Annotated in this window: 18 protein-coding genes; 8 read left to right on the forward strand and 10 right to left on the reverse strand. The window is 67.6% G+C overall.

From position 1 onward, the window contains the following. Positions 1 to 163 precede the first annotated feature (163 nt). From cysS to AC5P60_RS08175, 3 genes are read left to right on the forward strand one after another with little or no spacing between them, the layout of a single operon-like run. A complete protein-coding gene (gene cysS / locus AC5P60_RS08165) occupies positions 164 to 1,540 on the forward strand; it encodes a cysteine--tRNA ligase (protein WP_005410371.1) in 1,377 nt (458 codons plus the stop codon). 54 nt (positions 1,541 to 1,594) lie between these two features. After that, positions 1,595 to 2,047 (forward strand): SufE family protein, encoded by a 453-nt coding sequence (locus AC5P60_RS08170; RefSeq protein WP_005410372.1) that lies wholly within the window; start codon positions 1,595 to 1,597, stop codon positions 2,045 to 2,047. Continuing rightward, a complete protein-coding gene (locus AC5P60_RS08175; RefSeq protein WP_033834680.1) occupies positions 2,044 to 3,291 on the forward strand; it encodes an MFS transporter in 1,248 nt (415 codons plus the stop codon). The genes AC5P60_RS08170 and AC5P60_RS08175 overlap by 4 nt, the downstream gene beginning before the upstream one ends. Positions 3,292 to 3,943: 652 nt before the next feature. On the opposite strand, the gene dksA is transcribed toward AC5P60_RS08175, so the two are convergent. Beyond that, a complete protein-coding gene (dksA, locus tag AC5P60_RS08180; RefSeq protein WP_483693318.1) occupies positions 3,944 to 5,173 on the reverse strand; it encodes an RNA polymerase-binding protein DksA in 1,230 nt (409 codons plus the stop codon). A 272-nt stretch (positions 5,174 to 5,445) separates the two neighbouring features. On the opposite strand from dksA, the gene yidD reads away from it, so the two are divergent. From yidD to AC5P60_RS08195, 3 genes are read left to right on the forward strand one after another with little or no spacing between them, the layout of a single operon-like run. Beyond that, positions 5,446 to 5,700: a membrane protein insertion efficiency factor YidD gene (gene yidD / locus AC5P60_RS08185; RefSeq protein WP_080240779.1), complete on the forward strand. Its 255-nt coding sequence runs from the start codon at positions 5,446 to 5,448 to the stop codon at positions 5,698 to 5,700. 1 nt (position 5,701) lies between these two features. Continuing rightward, positions 5,702 to 7,048, forward strand: a complete 1,347-nt coding sequence (locus tag AC5P60_RS08190; RefSeq protein ID WP_012480835.1) for a dihydroorotase — start codon at positions 5,702 to 5,704, stop codon at positions 7,046 to 7,048. After that, positions 7,048 to 7,896, forward strand: coding sequence for a M23 family metallopeptidase (locus AC5P60_RS08195; protein WP_049404643.1), 849 nt, complete (start codon positions 7,048 to 7,050; stop codon positions 7,894 to 7,896). Before AC5P60_RS08190 ends, AC5P60_RS08195 begins: the two co-directional genes overlap by 1 nt. A gap of 105 nt (positions 7,897 to 8,001) precedes the next feature. Here the strand turns inward: AC5P60_RS08195 and AC5P60_RS08200 are convergent, their stop codons facing one another. From AC5P60_RS08200 to efp, 5 genes are all read right to left on the reverse strand, one after another. Next, on the reverse strand, positions 8,002 to 8,706 hold the full coding sequence (locus AC5P60_RS08200; protein ID WP_033834682.1) for a squalene/phytoene synthase family protein: 705 nt from the start codon (positions 8,704 to 8,706) through the stop codon (positions 8,002 to 8,004). A gap of 11 nt (positions 8,707 to 8,717) precedes the next feature. After that, complete coding sequence (locus tag AC5P60_RS08205) at positions 8,718 to 9,413, reverse strand: phosphoglycolate phosphatase (RefSeq protein WP_005410378.1); 696 nt, start codon at positions 9,411 to 9,413, stop codon at positions 8,718 to 8,720. Beyond that, positions 9,410 to 10,126: a bifunctional 2-polyprenyl-6-hydroxyphenol methylase/3-demethylubiquinol 3-O-methyltransferase UbiG gene (gene ubiG, locus AC5P60_RS08210; protein WP_005410379.1), complete on the reverse strand. Its 717-nt coding sequence runs from the start codon at positions 10,124 to 10,126 to the stop codon at positions 9,410 to 9,412. Before ubiG ends, AC5P60_RS08205 begins: the two co-directional genes overlap by 4 nt. Before the next feature lie 25 nt (positions 10,127 to 10,151). Continuing rightward, on the reverse strand, positions 10,152 to 11,495 hold the full coding sequence (locus tag AC5P60_RS08215; protein ID WP_005410380.1) for a TRZ/ATZ family hydrolase: 1,344 nt from the start codon (positions 11,493 to 11,495) through the stop codon (positions 10,152 to 10,154). A 199-nt stretch (positions 11,496 to 11,694) separates the two neighbouring features. Next, on the reverse strand, positions 11,695 to 12,261 hold the full coding sequence (gene efp, locus AC5P60_RS08220) for an elongation factor P (protein WP_005410381.1): 567 nt from the start codon (positions 12,259 to 12,261) through the stop codon (positions 11,695 to 11,697). 120 nt (positions 12,262 to 12,381) lie between these two features. Between efp and epmB the strand changes: the two genes are divergently transcribed. Then, positions 12,382 to 13,398 (forward strand): EF-P beta-lysylation protein EpmB, encoded by a 1,017-nt coding sequence (gene epmB, locus AC5P60_RS08225; RefSeq protein WP_033834684.1) that lies wholly within the window; start codon positions 12,382 to 12,384, stop codon positions 13,396 to 13,398. Between the two features lie 64 nt (positions 13,399 to 13,462). Here the strand turns inward: epmB and AC5P60_RS08230 are convergent, their stop codons facing one another. Genes AC5P60_RS08230 through AC5P60_RS08240 form a run of 3 tightly spaced genes read right to left on the reverse strand, consistent with a single transcriptional unit; the run spans position 13,463 to position 17,336 of the window. Then, on the reverse strand, positions 13,463 to 15,589 hold the full coding sequence (locus tag AC5P60_RS08230; RefSeq protein WP_005410383.1) for a putative bifunctional diguanylate cyclase/phosphodiesterase: 2,127 nt from the start codon (positions 15,587 to 15,589) through the stop codon (positions 13,463 to 13,465). Beyond that, a complete protein-coding gene (locus tag AC5P60_RS08235; protein WP_051187982.1) occupies positions 15,586 to 16,518 on the reverse strand; it encodes a phosphate/phosphite/phosphonate ABC transporter substrate-binding protein in 933 nt (310 codons plus the stop codon). Before AC5P60_RS08235 ends, AC5P60_RS08230 begins: the two co-directional genes overlap by 4 nt. Before the next feature lie 47 nt (positions 16,519 to 16,565). Beyond that, entirely contained in the window at positions 16,566 to 17,336 is a 771-nt protein-coding gene (locus AC5P60_RS08240; protein ID WP_005414025.1) for an RNA methyltransferase, read from the reverse strand. Between the two features lie 120 nt (positions 17,337 to 17,456). Here AC5P60_RS08240 and AC5P60_RS08245 point away from each other — a divergent pair, with 120 nt between their 5' ends. After that, complete coding sequence (locus tag AC5P60_RS08245) at positions 17,457 to 18,284, forward strand: inositol monophosphatase family protein (RefSeq protein ID WP_005410386.1); 828 nt, start codon at positions 17,457 to 17,459, stop codon at positions 18,282 to 18,284. A gap of 671 nt (positions 18,285 to 18,955) precedes the next feature. Here the strand turns inward: AC5P60_RS08245 and htpX are convergent. Continuing rightward, positions 18,956 to 19,822 (reverse strand): protease HtpX, encoded by an 867-nt coding sequence (gene htpX, locus AC5P60_RS08250; RefSeq protein WP_005410387.1) that lies wholly within the window; start codon positions 19,820 to 19,822, stop codon positions 18,956 to 18,958. Between the last annotated feature and the right edge of the window lie 88 nt (positions 19,823 to 19,910).

The raw sequence follows: 19,910 nt of genomic DNA on the forward strand, positions 1-19,910 counted from the left end.
AATAGTGTAGGCAGTGACGAGCGCAAGGGGCTGAACATTACCCGTCCACGCCGCTCCTGCCCACCCCACCTTGGGGGGAGCCGGCGTCCACCGGTGGCAATCGGCGCCCCAAAGCGGGCCGACACGTTCTAAAATCACGGGCTTGTCCCCCAGCCACAGCCCCATGACCCTGCGCCTGCACAACAACCTGACTCGCCAGCTCGAACCGTTCACCCCGCTCGATCCGGCCTGTCCGACCCTGTATGTGTGCGGCCCCACGGTCTACAACTACGTGCACATCGGCAACGCCCGTGGCCCGGTGGTGTTCGGGGTGCTGGCCGATCTGCTGCGGCGGCGTTTCGGTGGCCTGCGCTACGCGCGCAACATCACCGACGTGGACGACAAGATCAACACCGCTGCACGCGAGCAGGGGGTGCCGATCAGCACCATCACCGACAGGTTCGCCGCCGCCTACCGTGAAGACATGGCCGCGCTGGGCGTGGTGCCGCCGGACATCGAGCCGGAAGTGACTGCGCACATGCCGCAGATCATCACCATGATCGAGCAGCTGATCGCCAATGGTCATGCCTATGCCGCCGAAGGCCACGTGCTGTTCGCGGTGGCCAGCTTCGACGGCTACGGCAAGCTCTCGCGACGCGATCCGGAAGAGATGCTGGCCGGCGCCCGCGTCGATGTCGCCCCCTACAAGCGTGATCCGGGCGATTTCGTGCTGTGGAAGCCGTCCAGCGACGACCTGCCCGGCTGGGAATCGCCCTGGGGCCGCGGCCGCCCGGGCTGGCACATCGAATGCTCGGCGATGGCGGCCGCCCATCTGGGCGAGACCATCGACATCCATGCCGGCGGTGTCGACCTGCAGTTCCCGCACCACGAGAACGAGATCGCGCAGAGCGAATGCGCGCATGGCGGCAGGATCTTTGCCCGCTACTGGCTGCACAACGGCATGCTCAACTTCGGCGGCGCCAAGATGAGCAAGTCGCTGGGCAACATCGAGCGCGTACACGACCTGGTGCGCCAGCATCCGCCGGAAGCGCTGCGTCTGGCCCTGCTGTCGGCCCATTACCGGCAGCCGCTGGACTGGTCCGATGGCCTGATCGAGCAGTCGGTGCGCACCCTGGACCGCCTGTACGGCACGCTGCGCGAGCTGGCGTCGATCGAAGCCAGCGCGGTGATCCCGGCCAGCGTCGAGGCGACCCTGGATGACGACCTGAACACCCCGCAGGCGCTGGCCGAAGTGGCCCGCATCGCCGCCGATGCACGCCGCGCCACCGACCCGGCCGAACAGGCACGGCTGAAGGGCGAGCTGCTCGGCGCCGGCCTGGCGCTGGGCCTGCTGCAGGCCGATCCGGCGCAGTGGTTCGGTACCGCTGCGGGCGATGACGGCGACGATGCCCGCATCCAGGGCCTGATCGACGAGCGTGCTGCGGCCAAGAAGGCGCGTGATTTCGCCCGTTCCGATGCCATCCGCGACCAGCTGGCCGCCGAAGGCATCGTGCTGGAAGACACCCCGCAGGGCGTGCGCTGGTCGCGCAAGCGCGGCTGACCTGCCCTGCCCCGTGGCCGGCCCGCCGGCCACGCCCCCACTGTAGAGACTGTTGTGACCGACTCCCCGTTCCCGCTTGAACCTACCGCCGCCGAGGCCCAGACCGCCATCGCCGAGGAATTCGGCTTCTTCGGCGACTGGTCCGAGCGCTACCAGTACCTGATCGACCTCGGCCGCAAGCTGCCCGCCTTCCCGGACGAATGGAAGACCGAAGAGCACCGCCTGCTCGGCTGCCAGTCGATGGTCTGGATCGTGCCGGAAGGCAACGCGCAGTCGCTGCGCTTCCATGCCATCAGTGATTCGGCCATCGTTTCCGGCCTGATCTTCCTGGCCCTGCGCGTGTACTCCGGGCGCTCGGCACAGGAAATCCTGGACACCGAGCCCAGCTACATCCAGGACATCGGCCTGGCCCGTCACCTCTCCCCCACCCGCAGCAACGGCGTGGCGGCGATGCTGGCCTTCATCCGCGAGACCGCGCAGGCCCAGCTGCAGCGCGACCCGTCGTGAGCGAGCCTGCCACAGCCGAAGACACCGCGCTGGGCCTGCTGTCCCGGCCCGGTTTCGCCAAGCTGCTGGCCTACCGTATCTTCGCGATGCTGTCCTACCAGGTGGTGGCGGTCACCGTCGGCTGGCACATCTACGAAGTCACCCGCAATCCGTTCTCGCTGGGCCTGGTCGGCCTGGCCGAGGTGCTGCCGTTCTTCTGCGTGGCGCCGTTCGCCGGCTATCTGGTCGACCACCTGCCGCGCCGTCGGCTGGGCATGGTCGCCTGTTCCGGGCTGATCGCCACGGCGCTGGTGCTGACCAGCGTTGCGACGGGTTGGCTGCCGTTCGAGGGCGTGTGGCCGATCTATGCGGCCATCGCCCTGACCGGCATGGTCCGCGCCTTCCTGTCGCCAATCTACAACGCACTGTTCGCCCGCGTGCTGGCCCGTGACCAGTTCGCGCGTGGCGCTGGCCTCGGCGCCGTGGTGTTCCAGGCCGGCATGGTGGCCGGCCCGGCGCTGGGCGGCGTGCTGGTCGGCCTCGGCGGCAAGGGCCTGTCCTACGCGGTGGCTACGGCCTTTGCGCTGGTGGCGATGGCCTGCCTGGCCACGCTGAAAGTGGAGGAGCCGGTGCACACCGGTCCGGCCGCGCCGATCTTCAAGAGCATCGCCGAAGGCGCGCGATTCGTGGTCGGCAACCGGATCATGGTCGGCGCGATGGCGCTGGACATGTTCTCGGTGCTGCTGGGCGGCGTGGTGGCGATGCTGCCGGCCTTCCTGCACGAAATCCTGCACCACGGTCCGGAGGGCCTCGGCATCCTGCGCGCGATGCCGGCGCTCGGTTCGGTGTTCGTGGGCCTGTGGCTGGCCCGCCACCCGCTGCACCGCAATGCCGGCCGCGTGTTGCTGTTCGCGGTGGCGGGGTTCGGCCTGTGCGTGATCGGCTTCGGCCTGTCGCAGCACTTCTGGCTGTCGGCGCTGATCCTGCTGTTCTATGGGGCCTTCGATGGCGTCTCGGTGGTGATCCGCTCGACCATCCTGCAGTTGGCCACGCCGGAAGAAATGCGCGGACGGGTGTCGTCGATCAACGGCATCTTCATCAGTTCGTCCAACGAGCTGGGCGCGTTCTATGCCGGCACGATGGCCCGTCTGCTGGGGCTGGTGCCTGCAGTGGTGCTGGGTGGGTTTGCGGTGCTGAGCGTGGCCGGGATCACCGCGTGGAAGAACCCGACGCTGCGGAAACTGAATTTGCGTGATCTGCAGTAGCGTCGGCTCGTCGTTTCCGCGACAGCCGCTTTACGTGCGCCGACGCATTGGTAGCGCCGGGCCATGCCCGGCGGCCCTTTTCCGCGACCGCGGCGGGGTGTTACTTTCTTTTCGCGAAAAGAAAGTAACCAAAGAAACGCTCCGCCATCCGCGAGCCGGCGCTGCGCGCCGGTGCCCCGTGCTCCTCGGTGAATCAGGGGACGGCGCCGAACTCGCTGCGCTCAAACAGCGGCGCCTCTTCGCCCCTGATTCCCCTGCGGTGCTCGGCTCGCTACAAGGCGGACTCAACAGCCGCGAGCGCACGCATGACCGCTCTTGGTAGAGTCAAGCCATGCTTGGCTGCTTTTGCTTTCTGCTTTTGCTTTTCCTCTTCCTTGCCCTCCAGCTTCGGCCTGAGCCGAACGTGGGCTCGGCCCTACATCGGCCGCGCACGCAGGAAACCGTTGAGAGCCTGCGGGTGGGTCCGGGCAGGACCGTCCGCGGCATGGATGCCGCGGCCGAGCTTACAGGGATGTACTTGCAGCGTGTCCTGCCCGGACCCACCCGCAGGCTCCCTCTGACACGCGGAAGGCGCCGTTCTACCCAGTCAACCACCCCAACAAAAAACCCGGCCGAAGCCGGGTTTTCTGCATGACCATACAACGAGCGGGAATCAGTCGCCCTGCTGCTTCTGCAGGTGCTCCCAACGCTCCTGGGCGTCGATGGTGCGTTCGGCGGTGAGGCGCGCTTCCAGGCGTTCCAGGCCGATTTCCTCGCCGGTGTCGACGCAGTAACCGTAGTCGCCCGCTTCCAGGCGCTTCAGGGTGCTGTCGATCTTGCCGATCAGCTTGCGATAGCGGTCGCGGGTACGCAGTTCCAGCGAGTTCTCGGTCTCGCGGGTCGCACGCTCGGCTTCGTCGCCGATGTCACGCACTTCCTCGCGCAGGTTCTCGATGGTCTGCTTGGACTCTTCCACCAGGTCCGCGCGCCAGTTCTGCAGGCGCTGGCGGAAGTATTCCTGCTGCAGCGGGCTCATGTATTCCTCTTCCGAGGACGGCTTGTAGCCAGCCGGCAGGATCGGGCGGCCGGTGGCCTCGTCGGTCTTGTACTCGACCACCTTGTACTTGCTGCGCGGGGCCGGTGCCGCCGAGCGGGCGGCGACGGCCACGGCAACCTTGCCGACAGGGCGCGACACGGTCTTCGGGGCGGAATCGGATTTCACGGCGGTTTTGGCAGGCGATTTCGAAACGGGCACGGGATTCTTGGATTGCGGGGCCTTCGAGGCGGCAGGAGCGGCGGCCGGGGCCGGCTTGGAGGCCGGTTGGGCTGCTGCCACTGCCACGGTCTTGGCCGGGACAGGCTTGGCCGGAGCCGGCTTGGCAGCAGGCTTCGGTGCGGACTTCACTACTGGGGCCGGGGTCGGCTTTACGGCCGGCGCGGCAACATTCTTGGCAACCTTCTTTACAGCGGCAGGTGTGGCGACCGGCTTGGCCGCAGCGACCTTCTTTGCTGCGGGCTTGGCAACCGGCTTGACCGCAGCCTTCTTCACCACCGCCTTCGGCGCCGGCTTGGTTGCTGCCTTCTTCGCCACTGGCTTGGCGGCAGCCTTCTTCACCGGCGCAGCCTTGCTGGCGGCCTTCTTCACCACCGGCGCCTTCTTGCTGGCAGCGGCAGGCTTGGCCTTGGCGGGCGCAGCAGCCTTCTTCGCCACCGGCTTGGCTGCCTTGACCGGCGTTTTCTTTGCGGTGGCCTTCCTGGCCGCCGGTTGCGAGGACGCTGCCTTGGTCGCCGGCTTGCTGGCCGGTTTCCTGGCAACGGGCTTTGCCGCCAACTTCTTCACAACAGGCTTGGCGGTTTTCTTGGCGGCCGTTGCGGCCTTCTTTGCAGTTTTTTTAGCAGCCACGAAACGCTCTTCCTTGGATTCCCCGGGGCCCGGGAAAGCGGGCCTTTATAGCCTACCCGACCCGCAGCAGCAACCTCGGCACCCTGCTCCATTCAGTCCTGGAGTCAAGGCGCCCTTGGAGGCAGTCCGACGAACACGGACCGCCTTGCGCGGTACGGAACCTGGCCAGCACCCGCAGGTGCTGGTACCGGTCGCAGGCCATCGGCGACATGCGACCAACGGCCCATCCTGCACAAATGCGGCCTTCATGCCAACTGGCATAAGATGACTGGGTGATCTCGCGCCTGCTCATTGCCCTGCTGCGCTTCTACAAGCGCTTCATCAGCCCCTTGCTGGGGCCACGCTGCCGTTTCGTGCCGAGCTGTTCTGAATACGCGATGCAAGCCATCTCGCGGCACGGCCCGCTGCGCGGCAGCTGGCTGGCAGCACGCCGGCTCGGTCGCTGCCACCCGTTCCATCCCGGCGGCTTCGACCCCGTGCCCGAGTCTCCCAACGCCCCCTCTTGCCGTTGCACAGGAAAACACTGACATGTCCTCCACCCTCATCACCAACGCCCGGATGGTCAACGAAGGCCGCACCTTCGACGGCGACCTGCGCATCGAGAACGGCCGCATCGCGCAGATCGGCAGCGGGCTGGCGCCGCGCGACGGCGAGCAGGTGGTGGATGCGGCCGGACGCTGGCTGCTGCCCGGCATGATCGATGACCAGGTGCACTTCCGCGAACCGGGCCTGACCCACAAGGGCGACATCGCCAGCGAATCGGCCGCGGCCGTGGCCGGTGGCCTGACCAGCTTCATGGACATGCCCAACACCAACCCGCCGACGCTGGATTCGACCATCCTCGAAGCCAAGTACGAGCTCGCGCGCGGCCGCGCCTGGGCCAACTATGGCTTCTACCACGGCGCCAGCAATGACAACCTCGACGCGATCCGTGCGCTGGACCCGAAGAAGGCCCCGGGCGTGAAGGTGTTCATGGGTGCTTCGACCGGCAACATGCTGGTGGACAACCCGGAAACGCTGGATGCGATCTTCCGCGAATGCCCGACCCCGATCATCACGCACTGCGAAGACACGCCGATGATCGATGCCAACCTGAAGGCCTTCCAGGAAAAGTACGGCGATGCGCTGACCCCTGACATGCATCCGGACATCCGTTCGCGCGAGGCCTGCATCAAGTCGACCCGCCTGGCGATGTCGCTGGCGCGCAAGCACGGCACCCGCCTGCATGTGCTGCACATCTCCACCGCCGATGAGCTGGCGCTGTTCGAGAAGGGCCCGCTGATCCGCGCCGACGGCAGCCGCAAGCAGATCACTGCCGAGACCTGCGTGCACTTCCTGCACTTCGCGCGCCCGGATTACGCGACCAAGGGCAACCTGATCAAGTGCAACCCGGCGATCAAGGAAGTGTCCGACCGCGAGGCGATCACCGCTGCGCTGGCCGACGACGTGCTGGACGTGCTGGCCACCGACCACGCGCCGCACACCTGGGAAGAGAAGCAGAAGCCGTACGCGCAGGCACCGTCGGGCCTGCCGCTGGTGCAGTACGCGCTGGTGGCCGCGCTGGAGCGCGTGCACGAAGGCAAGCTGACCCGCGAGCAGGTGGTGCAGAAATTCGCACACGCGCCGGCACAGTTGTTCGACGTGGAAGAGCGCGGCTTCCTGCGCGAAGGCTACTTCGCCGATCTGGTGCTGGTGGAAGACGTGCCGTTCACCGTCAAGCGCGAGGACGTGCTGTCCAAGTGCGGCTGGTCGCCGTTCGAAGGCACGACCTTCCGTTCGCGCGTGGCCTCCACCTGGGTCAATGGCCAGCTGGTGTGGGACGGCAGCAAACTGGTGGGCGAGCCCGCCGGCCAGCGCATGACCTACGACCGCTGATGCGCGCGGCTCTATTTACCGGGGCGCTGCTGCTGGCGGCGCCCATGCTCAGCGTACCGTCGGCTCACGCGCAGGATGCCATCGGCAGCCTGATCGACAGCCGCGTGGTGTTCCCGGCCAGCGCGTCGCAGGGCGCACTGGTGATCGGCAAGGTACCCGCCGGCAGCCGCGTGCAGTACGCCGGCCGCCAACTGCGGGTGAGCGGCTATGGCAGCGTGGTGTTCGGCATCGGCCGCGACGAGAAGGGTCCGCTGCGCGTGCAGGTGCAACGCCCTGATGGTGGCAGCGAGACCGCGACCATTGCGGTGACCCCGCGCGACTGGCCCACCGAGCGGGTCAACGGCGTGCCGCCGAAGACGGTGAACCCGCCGCCGGCGATTGCCGAGCGGATCAAGCGCGAACAGGCGCAGGTGACCGCGGCACGTGCCCGCGATGACGACCGCACCGACTTCACCCAGACCTTCATCTGGCCGGTGCAGGGCCGTATCAGTGGCCGCTTCGGCAATGCGCGCGTCTACAACGGGCAGCCCGGTGCCGGTCATTCCGGCATGGACATCGCGGTACCGACCGGCACGCCGGTGAAGGCACCGGCCGCCGGCATCGTCACATTCGCCGGGCCGGACCTGTACCTGACCGGCGGTACGCTGCTGCTCGACCACGGTTTCGGGGTCAGCTCTAACTTCCTGCACCTGTCGCGCATCGACGTAAAAGTTGGCGACCGTGTGGAACAAGGCCAGGTGATCGCCGCGGTCGGCGCCACCGGCCGCGCCACCGGCCCGCACCTGCACTGGGGCATGAACTGGTTCGATACCCGTATCGATCCGCTACTGGTACTGGAACGCAAGTAACGCGCGCAATGCGCTTTGGTGGGTGCCAACCTTGGTCGGCACAACCTCACAGAGCGTGCGGACCAAGGTCCGCACCCACCAGAAGCAGTCAACAGCGCCGATCGATCAACCGCGCGCGGCCCACCACACGCGCAACAAGGTGCGCACCGGGGTCGCTTCAATCGGCTTGCCTGCGGCCTGCGCGGCAACGCGGGCGCGCGCCAGGCTGGACCACACACGGCGCGGGCGCGGGCCGGGCACGCGGCTGCCCCAACCCTTCAACAGATGCTGCGCCCAGCGCTGTGCAGCCGTGCTGGCATCACCGTCCAGCAGGCTGCGCGGTACACCGGCCACGCCGGCATCCTGCAGGCGCTGGGCCAGGGTCTGCAGCTGCACCGCACGGCCGGCACCGGTGCGCGGCTTGTCCGCGAACAAGGCCGCCTCGACCGCGGCCACGGCTTCAGCGTAGTTGGCCAGCGCACGCTCGGCACTGGCGGCGTCCAGCGCGACGGTGCGTGCTTCAACCAGATCCGGCAGCGCCTCGGCCAACTGCACCCACGGCGCACGCACCGGCTCCAGCAGACGGCCCAGTGGATGGCGCGAACGATGCCCGGCCCAGCTGCGCAGCTCCTCGCCCCACCATGCCAGCTTGGCATCGGCCGGCAGCGGATCGCCGCCGGTATTGAGCATGTCGTCGAACTCCTGCAGCAGCGCAAACCACGCCACGGCAAGCTCGCGTTGCGATTCGGCCACGAACGGGGCGGCCACCGACCATTCCGGCCAACGGCTGCGCCACTTGTCGAGGAAACTGTCCAGCGCGGTACTGCTCACTACGTGATTCCTTACGGCTGGGCCGGGGCTGCCGGCCGGGTCGGCCAGAGACTGGCCAGTTGCAGAAGTTCGGCGTTCTCGACCAGCACGTCGGCCTGCCAGGCCAGCGGGTCGTCGCTGTGCAGGCGGTAGCCCCACAGCGCCGCCACCGACGGCATGGCGGCAGCGCGTGCGGCGATGATGTCGCGCTCGTCGTCACCCACGTACACGCAGTCTTCGGCGGCAATGCCAATGGCCTGCGCAGCGTGCAGCAGCGGCAGCGGGTGCGGCTTGCGTTCGGCCAGGCTGTCACCGCCGACCAGCACCGCGCAGCGCTGCTGCCAGCCGTGCTGCGGCAGGATCAGGCGCGCCAGGTACTCGGGTTTGTTGGTGACGATGCCCCACACCGTACCGGCCTCATCCAGCGCGGCGAGCATGCCGGCCACGCCGTCGAACAGCACTGCGTGCTGGCCGATCAACGCTTCATAGCGCTGCAGGAATTCCGGGATCAGTGCATCGCGCGCAGCGGCATCCAGGTCCGGGAACGCGGCCGAGACCATCGCCCGCGAGCCCTTCGACACCACCGGGCGCAGTGCGGCCGGATCGATGGGTGCACGACCACGTTCGGCCAGCATCGCGTTGCAGGTGGCGACGAAGTCCGGCGCGCTGTCCAGCAACGTGCCGTCCAGGTCGAACAGCACCGCACGCGGGAAGCGGGCGGAGGTCATGCCGGCTTGACCGCGTAGGCCAGGTAGTTGATGTCGGTGCGGCTGCTCAGGCGGGCGTGGTTGCGCCACGGCTCGTAGGCCATGCCGCTGACGTCCACCAGCTGCATGTCGGCCTCGCGCAACCAGCGCGCCAGCTCGGCCGGCTTGATGAATTCCTGGTAGTGGTGCGTGCCCTTGGGCAGCAGCCGCGCCACGTACTCGGCACCGACAATCGCCACCGCGAACGCGGCAGCGGTGCGGTTGATGGTCGACAGGAACAGATGGCCGCCGGGCTTCAGCAGGCGCTTGCAGGCCTCGATGATCGCGCCCGGGTCTGGCACGTGCTCCAGCATTTCCATGCAGGTCACCACATCGAAGCTGCCCGGCTGCTCGGCGGCCAGGTCCTCGGCGGCCTGCACCCGGTAATCGACCTTGGCGCCGCTTTCCAGCGCATGCAGGCGCGCGACCTTGACCAGCTCCGGGGCCAGGTCGATGGCGGTGACGTCGGCGCCGGCCTGGGCCAGCGCTTCGCTCAACAGGCCGCCACCGCAACCGATGTCGAGTACGCGTGCGCCGCGCAGCGGCACGCGGTCGGCCACGTATTTCAGGCGCACCGGGTTCAGCGCATGCAGCGGCTTCTGCGGGCCGTCAGCGTCCCACCAGCGGTTGGCCAGCGCGGCGAACTTGTCCAGCTCGGCCTGATCGAAATTGGAGGAAGCGTGGGGGGCAGTCATGAGGGAGTCCTTGCGGCGCCGGGGTTCAGGCGCGGATATGACGGATGCGCTCGCGCCACTGGCGCGCGTTGGCGATGATGCCCGGCAGGTCCATGCCGACCAGCTCGCGCTGCACCAGCTTCGGCTTGCCGGCGATCCAGACGTCGCTGACCTGCTGACGGCCGGTGGCGTACACCAGTTGCGACAGCACGTTGTGCAGCGGCTGGGTTTCCAGTGCGGACAGGTCGACGCAGACCAGGTCCGCCTGCTTGCCAACTTCGATCGAACCGATGCGCTCGCCGAAGCCCAGCGCGCGGGCACCGCCCAGGGTGGACGCGCGCAGCGTGGTCGCCGCGTCCAGCGCGGTGGCGTCATCGGCCACGGCCTTGGCCAGGATCGCCGCGGTGCGGTTCTCGCTGAACATGTCCAGGTCGTTGTTGCTGGCGCAGCCGTCGGTGCCGATCGCCAGGTTCACGCCGGCGCGCTGCAGGGCGCAGGCCGGGCAGAAACCGGAGGCGAGCTTCAGGTTCGATTCCGGGCAATGCACCACGCTGACGCCACGCTCGGCGCACAGGTGGATTTCCGCATCGGTCAGCTGGGTCATGTGCACCGCGATCAGGCGGTCGTTGACCAGGCCGAGGCGATCCAGCCGCGCCAGCGGGCGCTGGCCGTGCAGCTTGATCGAATCGTTGATCTCCTGCGCGGTCTCGTGGGTGTGCAGGTGCACCTGCATGTCGAGCTGGTCGGACAGCATCCGCACCCGCTCGAAGTTGGCATCGTTGACCGTATACGGCGCATGCGGCGCGAACGCGGTGCCGATCAGCGGATCGGTGCGCCACTGGTCATGCAGTTCACCGGCCTTGGCGAAGTACTCGTCGTCGGTCTTGGCCCAGGCGGTGGGGAAATCGATGATGACCGCGCCGACCAGCGCGCGGAAACCATGCTTCTTGTAGACGGCGGCCTGCACATCGCCGAAGAAGTAGTTCTCGTTGGCGCAGGTGGTGCCGCCGCGCAGCATCTCGGCGATGGCCAGGGTGGTGCCGTCGGCGACGAATTCGGGGCCGATCACCGCCGCTTCCACCGGCCAGATATGCTGCTGCAGCCAAGTCATCAGCGGCAGGTCGTCGGCGACGCCGCGCAGCAGGGTCATCGGGTTGTGCGTGTGCGCATTGACCAGGCCCGGCATCAGCGCCGCCTCGGGGCGGCTGACCACCTGGGTGGCGCGGAACCGTGCGCGCGCCTCGGCACGCGGCAGGATGGCCACGATCTCGCTGCCACGCACGGCAACGGCATGGTCTTCCAGCACCACCGCATGCGGCTCGATCGGAACGACGTAACCGGCTTCGATGAGCAGGTCGCAGGCTTCGGGGAGGTGCGGGCTATCGCTCATGCGGGCTCACTGGCTGGGGGGCGGCGAGATACTTCTGGGGACACGCCCCTGAGTCAGGGGCTGCCGCGAAGCGGCGGGGTCTGGAGACCCGTGAAGCGGGGCCCATGATCTGCCGAAGCAGATCATGGGAGCGCCAGCGCGAATGCGATGGCGCGTATCCGGCCAGCGGCCGGCACTACCGTAATCCGGCTGCGCCGGATTACTTGACGCGTGCGGAGTATTCGCCCGAACGGGTGTCGACGCGGATCACTTCGTCCTGGTTCACGAACAGCGGCACGCGGACCACGGCGCCGGTTTCCAGGGTGGCCGGCTTGCCGCCGCCGCCCGAGGTGTCGCCACGGACGCCCGGATCGGTTTCGGTGATCTTCAGCTCGACGAAGTTCGGCGGCTGCACGAAGATCGGCTCACCGTTCCACAGGGTGACCACGCAGGACTCCTCGCCCTTCAGCCACTTCTCGGCGCCGCCCATGCCGGCCTTGGTGGCCTGGACCTGCTCGAAGGATTCCGGGTCCATGAAGTGCCAGTACTCGCCGTCGCTGTACATGAAGTTCATGTCGGTATCGACGACGTCGGCTGCATCCAGCGAGTCGGTCGACTTCATGGTCACTTCCTGGGTACGGCCGTCCTTGATCAGGCGGTACTTCACGCGGGTGAAGGCCTGGCCCTTGCCCGGCTTGACGTATTCGGTGTCGATGATGACGGCCGGTTGGTTGTTGACCAGGATCTTCATCCCGTTCTTGACGTCGTTCATGCCGTAGCTGGCCATGCGTAAACTCCTGAGTGGCAAAAACGCCGCGGGTGCGGCGAGCCGTTAGAATGGAAAGCCCACCGGATGCCGGTGGGCGACTGTTTTTCTGCCCCCATGATAACCGCAGGCCCCCTCTCCATGCAGCTTTCCGCCTTCCCCCGGCCCCAGTCGCCAGGCGCGCCCGCGCGTTGGCAGCAGCTCTGGCGCCAGGCACTGCGCGACCCGCAGGCGCTGCTGGCCCGGCTGGAGCTGGATCCGGCGGCACTGGGCGTCTCCGAAGCGGCCATGGCCCAGTTCGCGCTGCGCGTGCCGGAGGGGTTCGTGGCCCGCATGCGCAAGGGCGATCCGGCCGATCCGCTGCTGCGGCAGGTGCTGCCGATCGACGAGGAAATGCGCCCGGCGCCCGGGTTCAGCTTCGATGCGGTGGGTGATGGTGCGGCCAAGAAGGCCACCGGCGTCATCCAGAAGTACCGTGGCCGCGCCCTGCTGGTGGCGACGGGCAGCTGTGCGATCAACTGCCGCTACTGCTTCCGCCGCCACTTCGACTATGGCGCGGAGAACGCCGCCAAGGGTGGCTGGCAGGAGGCCGTAGCCGCCATCGCCGCCGACCCGGACATCGACGAGGTGATCCTGTCCGGCGGTGACCCGCTGTCGCTGGCCACGCACAAGCTGGTCGAGCTGACCGACGCCCTGCGCGCGATCCCGCATATCCGCCGCCTGCGCATCCACAGCCGCCTGCCGATCGTGCTGCCCGAGCGCGTGGACGATGAACTGGTCTCCTGGCTGGGCAGCCTGCCGTGGCCGCTGGCGGTCGTGGTCCACGCCAACCATGCCAATGAATTCGATGCCAGCGTGGACACGGCGATGGCCCGCCTGCGCGGCATCGGCGCCCAGCTGTTGAACCAGGCGGTGCTGCTGCGCGGGGTCAACGACAGCGTGCAGGCCCTGCAGGACCTGAGCGAGCGCAGCTTCGCCGCCGGCGTGCTGCCCTACTACCTGCACCAGCTGGACCGGGTCGAGGGCGTGGCCCACTTCGAAGTGGACGACACCCGGGCCAAGGCATTGATTGCCGGGTTGACCGCGCGCCTGTCCGGCTATCTGGTCCCGAAGCTGGTGCGCGAACTGCCCGGCGACCCGAGCAAGCGCCCGGTGTAATTCCGTAGCGGGGTCATCCCTTTTCCTGCGGAAAAGGGATGACCCCCGGCACAACGTCAATCGGTCAAACGCCCGATTCGATCATCCGCACCACTTCGGTGGCGGTGACCGGGTGGCTCAGCCAGTAGCCCTGCCCCAGATCGCAGCCGCGCTGCGCCAGCAGCTCGAACTGCGCCTGCTGCTCGATGCCCTCGGCCACCACCGTGATGCCCAGCGCGTGGGCCATGGCGATGATCGCCGTGGTCAATGCGAGGTCGTCGGGATCACGCTGCATGTCGGCCACGAAGCTCTTGTCGATCTTCACGCCGTCCACCGGCACCTGGCGCAGGTGGCTCAAGCCGGAGAAGCCGGTGCCGAAGTCGTCCAGCCAGACCTTCACGCCGGTGCGGTGCAGCTTGTCCAGCAGCTGCGCGGCGACCATCTCGTCACCGATCACCGCGGTCTCGGTCAGCTCCAGATGCAGGCGCGACGCTGGCAGCCCGGACTCATGCAGGCATTGCGCGACCAGCGCCGGCAGTTCGCCGCCGCGCAGCTGCCGCGGTGACACGTTCACCGACACGAACAGGTCGTCCCCGGCCGCCCCGCGTGGCCACTGCGAGGCCTCCATGCAGGCCGCACGCAGTACCTTCGGGCCGATGATCTCGATCAGGCCGCTCTGCTCGGCCACTTCAATGAACACCGACGGCGGGATCGTGCCCAGGGTCGGATGCTGCCAGCGCAGCAGTACTTCGACGCCGACCATGCGGCGGTCGCGCATGCGGAAGATCGGCTGGTAGGCCAGGCGCAGTTCGCCGCGCTCCCAGGCCCCGCGCAGTTCCTGTTCCATATGCACGCGACGCTCGACCGCGTGGTCCATCGCCCGGCTGTAATAGCGATAGCAGTTCTTGCCGGCCATCTTCGCCTGGTACATGGCGATGTCGCCGTTTTTCAACAGGGTGGTCGCATCGGCCGCATCGTCGGGGAACAGGGTCACGCCGATCGAGGTGCCCAGGAACAGCTCCCTGCCCTGCACCACCAGCGGCCTGCCCAGCTCGCGCACCAGCACTTCGGCCAGCAGCCGCGCGTTGGCGGCCACATCACCGTCGCCCACCAGGATCACGAACTCGTCACCGCCGAAGCGGGCCAGCAGGGCCTCGTCGCCGCCTGCCTCCGCAACGGCGCGGCCGATGCGCTGTGCGAACTGCAGCAACGCCTCGTCACCGGCCTCATGGCCAAGCGTGTCGTTGACCCGCTTGAAATCGTCGATGTCGGCGAACAGCAGGCCCAACCGGTGATTGGCGGCACGCGCCGCCATCAGCCGATGGTCCAGCGCTTCGCGGAATGCCAGCCGGTTGGTCAGCCCGGTCAGCGCATCGGTATAGGCCATGCGCCGCACTTCACGGTCATGGCGGGCGATCGCATCGCGCATGCGGGCGAAGCCGCGCACCAGCTCACCCACTTCGTCGTCACGGGTGTTCTCGGCCAGGGGCGTCTGGTAGTCACCGGCCTCGATGCGGCGCGCGGCCGCGGCCAGATCGCGGATCGGCGCGACCAGCGTGCGCTGCACGTACAGGATCACCACCACGCCGATCACCACCAGCAACCCCAGCATCAGCAGCAACCAACCCAGGTGGCGGCTGCCGACCAGTTGCAGGCGCTCGCCAAGGGTGGCGTTGGCCGCCTGTTCGCGTTGCTGCACTTCGTCCAGCGCCATGCCGACGCGGACGCCGCCGATGCGCTGGTTGCCGACCATGATCGGCATCGTGTTGTCCAGCACCTTCGGCGATTCCTGCACCAGCAAGGCCTGCGCCGCCGCAGCCTTGGGCGCCAGGGGATCGGCCATCGGCTGGCCGAATCCCGGGACCTCGACCGAGCCGTCGTGCACCAGCCGGCCGCGCTCGTCGAACACCAGTACATAGCGCACCACCGGCTGTCGCGCCGTGCTGCGCACCAGCACGCCGACCTGGTCCAGGTCGCGGTAATACAGCGGGTTGGCCAGCGCATCGGACAACTCGCGTGCCATCGCCTCGCCGCGGCTGCGCACGCTGCGGTCGAACAATTCATGGATGACGCCACCGCTGAGGGTGCGCACCTCGCTCTGCATCGCCGTCTGGCGCCCCAGCAGCACCGCCAGGATGGCGACCACCACGACCATCGCTCCGCCCATCGCCAGCAGGAACCGGGCCTGCATCCCCGAGCCGAGCCACTTCATTCCACTTCCATCCGCACGCGCGTCAATCCTTGTTTCAATTCATCCAACCGCTGCTGCGCATGCGCATCGACACGGTGGAAACCGGAAGTGCCAAAAAACCGATGCAACGCACCCTGTGCCTGCGGGTCGCTGGCGGCCTGCAGCAGGACTTCCTGCAGGCGGTCGCGCACCCGCGCATCGAGGTCGGCGCGGACCATCTCCACCGCACGCGGGTAGGGTTCGGTGCGCAGCAGTTCGCGGAAATCGCGCCGGAATGCAGCCGGCACCCGCCGCTCGTCGTTCCAGTCCACGCTGCTCACCGCCCCCACATCCGCCATCCCCTTGTGCACGTACGTCGCGATGTTCAACTCGCTGCGCGCGAACACATACCCCACGCTGTCACTCCCTGGCACGTCCCAGACCCCGGCCAGGATCTGCGGCGACAGGCCATGGTTCAGCAGAGTCATCACCGGCACCAGGTAGGCGCTGGTGGATGCCGTGTTCTGCAGGGCCAGGCGATGGCCGCGCAGATCCTGCACCCGCTGGATGGGACTGTCGCTGCGCACGAAGAACACCGTCTGGTATTCGCGCACCCCGTTGCGCTCGGTCAACAGCAGCGGCCGCGCGCCACTGCGCTGGCCCAGTGCCACCGCCGTACCGGAGGTTTCCGTGACCCAGTCGACCCGTCCCCGCCGCAGATAGCTGGCCATCTGCTGCGGGTCGCGGGCCATCAGTACCCGCCCCTCCTGGATGCCAACGTCATGCATGCGCGCCACCACGTAGTCCAGCAGGGGTTGCAGCTGCTCGTAGTGAGCCTGGGGGTCATCGCTGATCCGGCCCAGCACCAGCACCGGATCCGGTGCTGCATGCACGGCTCCGGCCAGCAGGACCATGGCCAGGCTCAGCAGTCCCCCCTGCATTGCCTTTCGCAGAGCCGACACAGACGTCATCCCCCCCTGGGTATCCAGACAGACTACCCGAAAAAATGAGAACGTCGTCAGCTGTCCTTGCTGCCGGCCTGGGCCAGACGCGCCATGCGCTGGGTGTCGGCGAGGATGCCGCGCAACAGGCGCACTTCCTGCTCGCTCGGCTCGCTGCGCAGGAACAGGCGGCGCAGCTTGCGCATCGCCGATTCGGGCGCGCGGCCCTTGTGGAAATCGATCTCGTCCAGAGTGTCGCCGAGTTGGGCGAAGAAGCTCTCCATCTGCTCATGGCTGGCGGCCTGTTCGCGGAAGCCCGGCTCGGCGTCGGCGGCCGGCTGCGCGCCCAGCAGCTGCATGCGCGTTTCGTACGCCAGCACCTGCACGGCGGCGGCCAGGTTGAGCGAGCTGAACTCCGGGTCTGACGGGATGTGCACTGCGGCGTGGCAGAGCTGCAGCTCCTCGTTGGTCAGGCCGGTGCGCTCGCGGCCGAACACCAGTGCGACCTCGGCACCTTCGCCCGCCTTGGCCACCGCACGGGCGGCAGCGTCGGCCGGCAGGTATTCCTCCAGCTGGACGCGGCGGGCACGGGCCGTGCAACCCAGTACCAGGCGGCAGTCAGCCACGGCCTCGGCCAGGGTGGCCACCACCGGAGCGTCCCCAAGCACGTCTTCGGCACCGGCCGAGCGGCGGAAGGCCTCCTCGTCCAGCGGCTTTTCGGGGGCGACCAGCACCAGGCGGGCCAGGCCCATGGTCTTCAGGGCGCGGGCGGCAGCCCCCATGTTGCCGGGGTGCTGGGTACCGACCAGGACGAATCGGAGGCGGGTGGCGGCGGGAAACTGGGACATGAACAGGGAAAAGGTCGAGCTGGACGATGACCAATGGTAAACTGTGCGGCCGGCCACTGCGCCGGACCCGCTCTTTTCCCCCGCCAGTCCATCTCTTCTGCCTTTCCGGGAGCCCACGCCATGCAGAAACCCGCCGTCACCGTCATGGTCAAGGCCGCCCGCCTCGCCGGCAACGTCCTGTTGCGCAACATCAACAAGCTCGAGGCACTGAACGTGGTGCAGAAGGGCCGGATGGACTACGCCAGCGAAGTGGATGCGGACGCGGAAAAGGTCATCGTCAAGGAACTCAAGCGCGCCTACCCGGATTACGGCATCTTCGGTGAAGAAGGTGGCGTGCAGGGCGAGCGCCGCCAGATGTGGGTCATCGACCCGCTGGATGGCACCAGCAACTACCTGCGCGGCGTGCCGCACTACTGCGTGTCGATCGCCCTGGTCGAGAACGGCGAGCCGACCGATGCCGTCATCTTCGATCCGCTGCGCAATGAACTGTTCACCGCCAGCCGTGGCGCCGGCGCCGTGCTGAACGACCGCCGCATCCGCGTGGCCGACCGCAAGGATCTGGAAGGCACGATGATCCACACCGGCTTCGCCCCGCGCGAACGCAGCCGCGCCAGCGCGCAGCTGAAGTCGGTCGACACCCTGCTGGTCCAGGCTGAGGACATCCGCCGCACCGGTTCGGCCGCGCTGGACCTGGCCTACGTGGCCTGCGGCCGCGCCGACGCCTATTTCGAAGCCGGCGTGAAGGCGTGGGACATCGCTGCCGGGCTGCTGCTGGTCCGCGAGGCGGGTGGCAAGGTCTGCGACTTCAAGGGCGCGACCCTGGGCCGGATGGACAACCGTGGCCCGGAGACCCACCAGATCGTTGCCGGCAACCTGAAGGTGGCCGAGTCGCTGCAGAAGGTGCTGGTGAACACTGGCTACGCGGCGGAGTTCGACGCGAAGTTCTGAGGTTTCGCGTAATGCGGTTCATGGAGACGGCGCCTGCGAGGGTGCCGTTTTCGTTTGTGCGCACGGAGAGTCATTTCCGCGACCGCGGAGGGGTGTCACTTTCTTTGCTCGTGCAGAGAAAGTAACCAAAGAAACGCTCCGCCAGCCGCGAGCCGTCGCTACGCGACGGTTCCCTGCGCTTCTCGGAGAATCAGGGGACGGCGCCGAACTCGCTGCGCTCAGACACCGGCACCTCTTCGCCCCTGATTCCCCTGCGATGCTCGGCTCGCTCAAGGCGGACTGGAAGGTCAAGATCAAGGGCAACAGCATGCACGCGTGGCATGGATCAACCGGGTGCCGCTGTGGCATTTGACCTTGGGTCCGCCTTGAGCGAGCCGAGCACCGCAGGTCTGGCGAGGGCGGAGAGGTGCGGGTGTCTGAGCGCAGCGAGTTCCCGCACCGTCCCTCGACGGGCCGAGGAGCGCAGGGTACCGGCGTGCGCAGCACGTCGGCTCGCGCCCCGGCGGCGTGTTTCTTTGGTTACTTTCTTTGCACGAGCAAAGAAAGTGACACCTCCCCGCAGTCGCGGAAACGATCCCCCGGGCACGATCCGGCATCAGCAATGCACCGCGCAAACAAAAACGCCCGGCGCGGGGCCAGGCGTTCCTGCACTACCGTAGAAGTACGGAGACTTACGCCACCGTCGACGCCCGCAGCGCGGCGATGCGCTCTTCCAGCGGCGGATGGCTCATGAACAGCTTCTTCGCCGTCGAACCGGCAATACCGAAGGCGGCAATCTGGGTCGGCAGCGTGCTCTGGCCGTGGTTCAGCTGCAGCCGCTCCAACGCGGCGATCATCTTCTGGCGGCCGGCCAGCGAGGCACCGCCGGCGTCGGCGCGGAACTCGCGGTGGCGCGAGAACCACATCGAGATCATGGTGGCGAACAGGCCGAACACCATCTCCAGCACGAACACGATGATGTAATAGGCGAAGCCACGGCCGCCGCCTTCGCGGTTGCCCGACAGCGCGCTGTCGATGATGCCGCCGACCACGCGGGCCAGCACGATCACGAAGGTGTTCAGCACGCCCTGCAGCAGCGCCATGGTGATCATGTCACCGTTGGCGACGTGGGCGATCTCGTGGCCCAGCACCGCTTCGGCCTCGTCTTCGCTCATGTTGTGCAGCAGGCCGGTGGACACCGCCACCAGCGCGTTGTTGCGGTTGGCACCAGTGGCGAAGGCGTTGATCTCCGGGCCTTCGTACACCGCTACTTCGGGCATGCCGATACCGGCCGCCTTGGCCTGGCGCTCGACGGTGGCCAGCAGCCAGCGCTCGGTCTGGTTGCGCGGCTCAGTGATCACCACCGCACCGGTGGAGCGCTTGGCCATCCACTTGGAGAGCAGCAGCGAGATGAAGGAGCCACCGAAGCCGAAGATCGCGGCCATGACCAGCAGGCCGCTCATCTGGCTTGGATTGACCCCGAGCAACGACATCACGATGCTGGCGAGAATCAGGACCGCGAAGTTGGTCGCCAGGAACAGGGCAATGCGGGTAAACATGGGAAAATCCGGCTCGGAAGGGGTCGATACCGGTCAATTTGCGGTGTGGTCAGCTTGAATTCAAGCGCCAACCTGACCGACGATTCAG

Source organism: Stenotrophomonas sp. YJH_SMC_120 (assembly GCF_059368675.1).

Excerpts from the sequence above, each read along its gene's own strand:
- AC5P60_RS08230 (WP_005410383.1), bottom strand. The coding sequence starts at position 15,589 with ATGAAGTGGCTCGGCTCGGGGATGCAGGCCCGGTTCCTGCTGGCGATG.
- AC5P60_RS08235 (WP_051187982.1), bottom strand. The coding sequence starts at position 16,518 with ATGACGTCTGTGTCGGCTCTGCGAAAGGCAATGCAGGGGGGACTGCTG.
- epmB (WP_033834684.1), top strand. The coding sequence starts at position 12,382 with ATGCAGCTTTCCGCCTTCCCCCGGCCCCAGTCGCCAGGCGCGCCCGCG.
- AC5P60_RS08240 (WP_005414025.1), bottom strand. The coding sequence starts at position 17,336 with ATGTCCCAGTTTCCCGCCGCCACCCGCCTCCGATTCGTCCTGGTCGGT.
- AC5P60_RS08205 (WP_005410378.1), bottom strand. The coding sequence starts at position 9,413 with ATGACCTCCGCCCGCTTCCCGCGTGCGGTGCTGTTCGACCTGGACGGC.
- AC5P60_RS08195 (WP_049404643.1), top strand. The coding sequence starts at position 7,048 with ATGCGCGCGGCTCTATTTACCGGGGCGCTGCTGCTGGCGGCGCCCATG.
- ubiG (WP_005410379.1), bottom strand. The coding sequence starts at position 10,126 with ATGACTGCCCCCCACGCTTCCTCCAATTTCGATCAGGCCGAGCTGGAC.
- efp (WP_005410381.1), bottom strand. The coding sequence starts at position 12,261 with ATGGCCAGCTACGGCATGAACGACGTCAAGAACGGGATGAAGATCCTG.
- cysS (WP_005410371.1), top strand. The coding sequence starts at position 164 with ATGACCCTGCGCCTGCACAACAACCTGACTCGCCAGCTCGAACCGTTC.
- AC5P60_RS08190 (WP_012480835.1), top strand. The coding sequence starts at position 5,702 with ATGTCCTCCACCCTCATCACCAACGCCCGGATGGTCAACGAAGGCCGC.
- htpX (WP_005410387.1), bottom strand. The coding sequence starts at position 19,822 with ATGTTTACCCGCATTGCCCTGTTCCTGGCGACCAACTTCGCGGTCCTG.
- AC5P60_RS08245 (WP_005410386.1), top strand. The coding sequence starts at position 17,457 with ATGCAGAAACCCGCCGTCACCGTCATGGTCAAGGCCGCCCGCCTCGCC.
- AC5P60_RS08215 (WP_005410380.1), bottom strand. The coding sequence starts at position 11,495 with ATGAGCGATAGCCCGCACCTCCCCGAAGCCTGCGACCTGCTCATCGAA.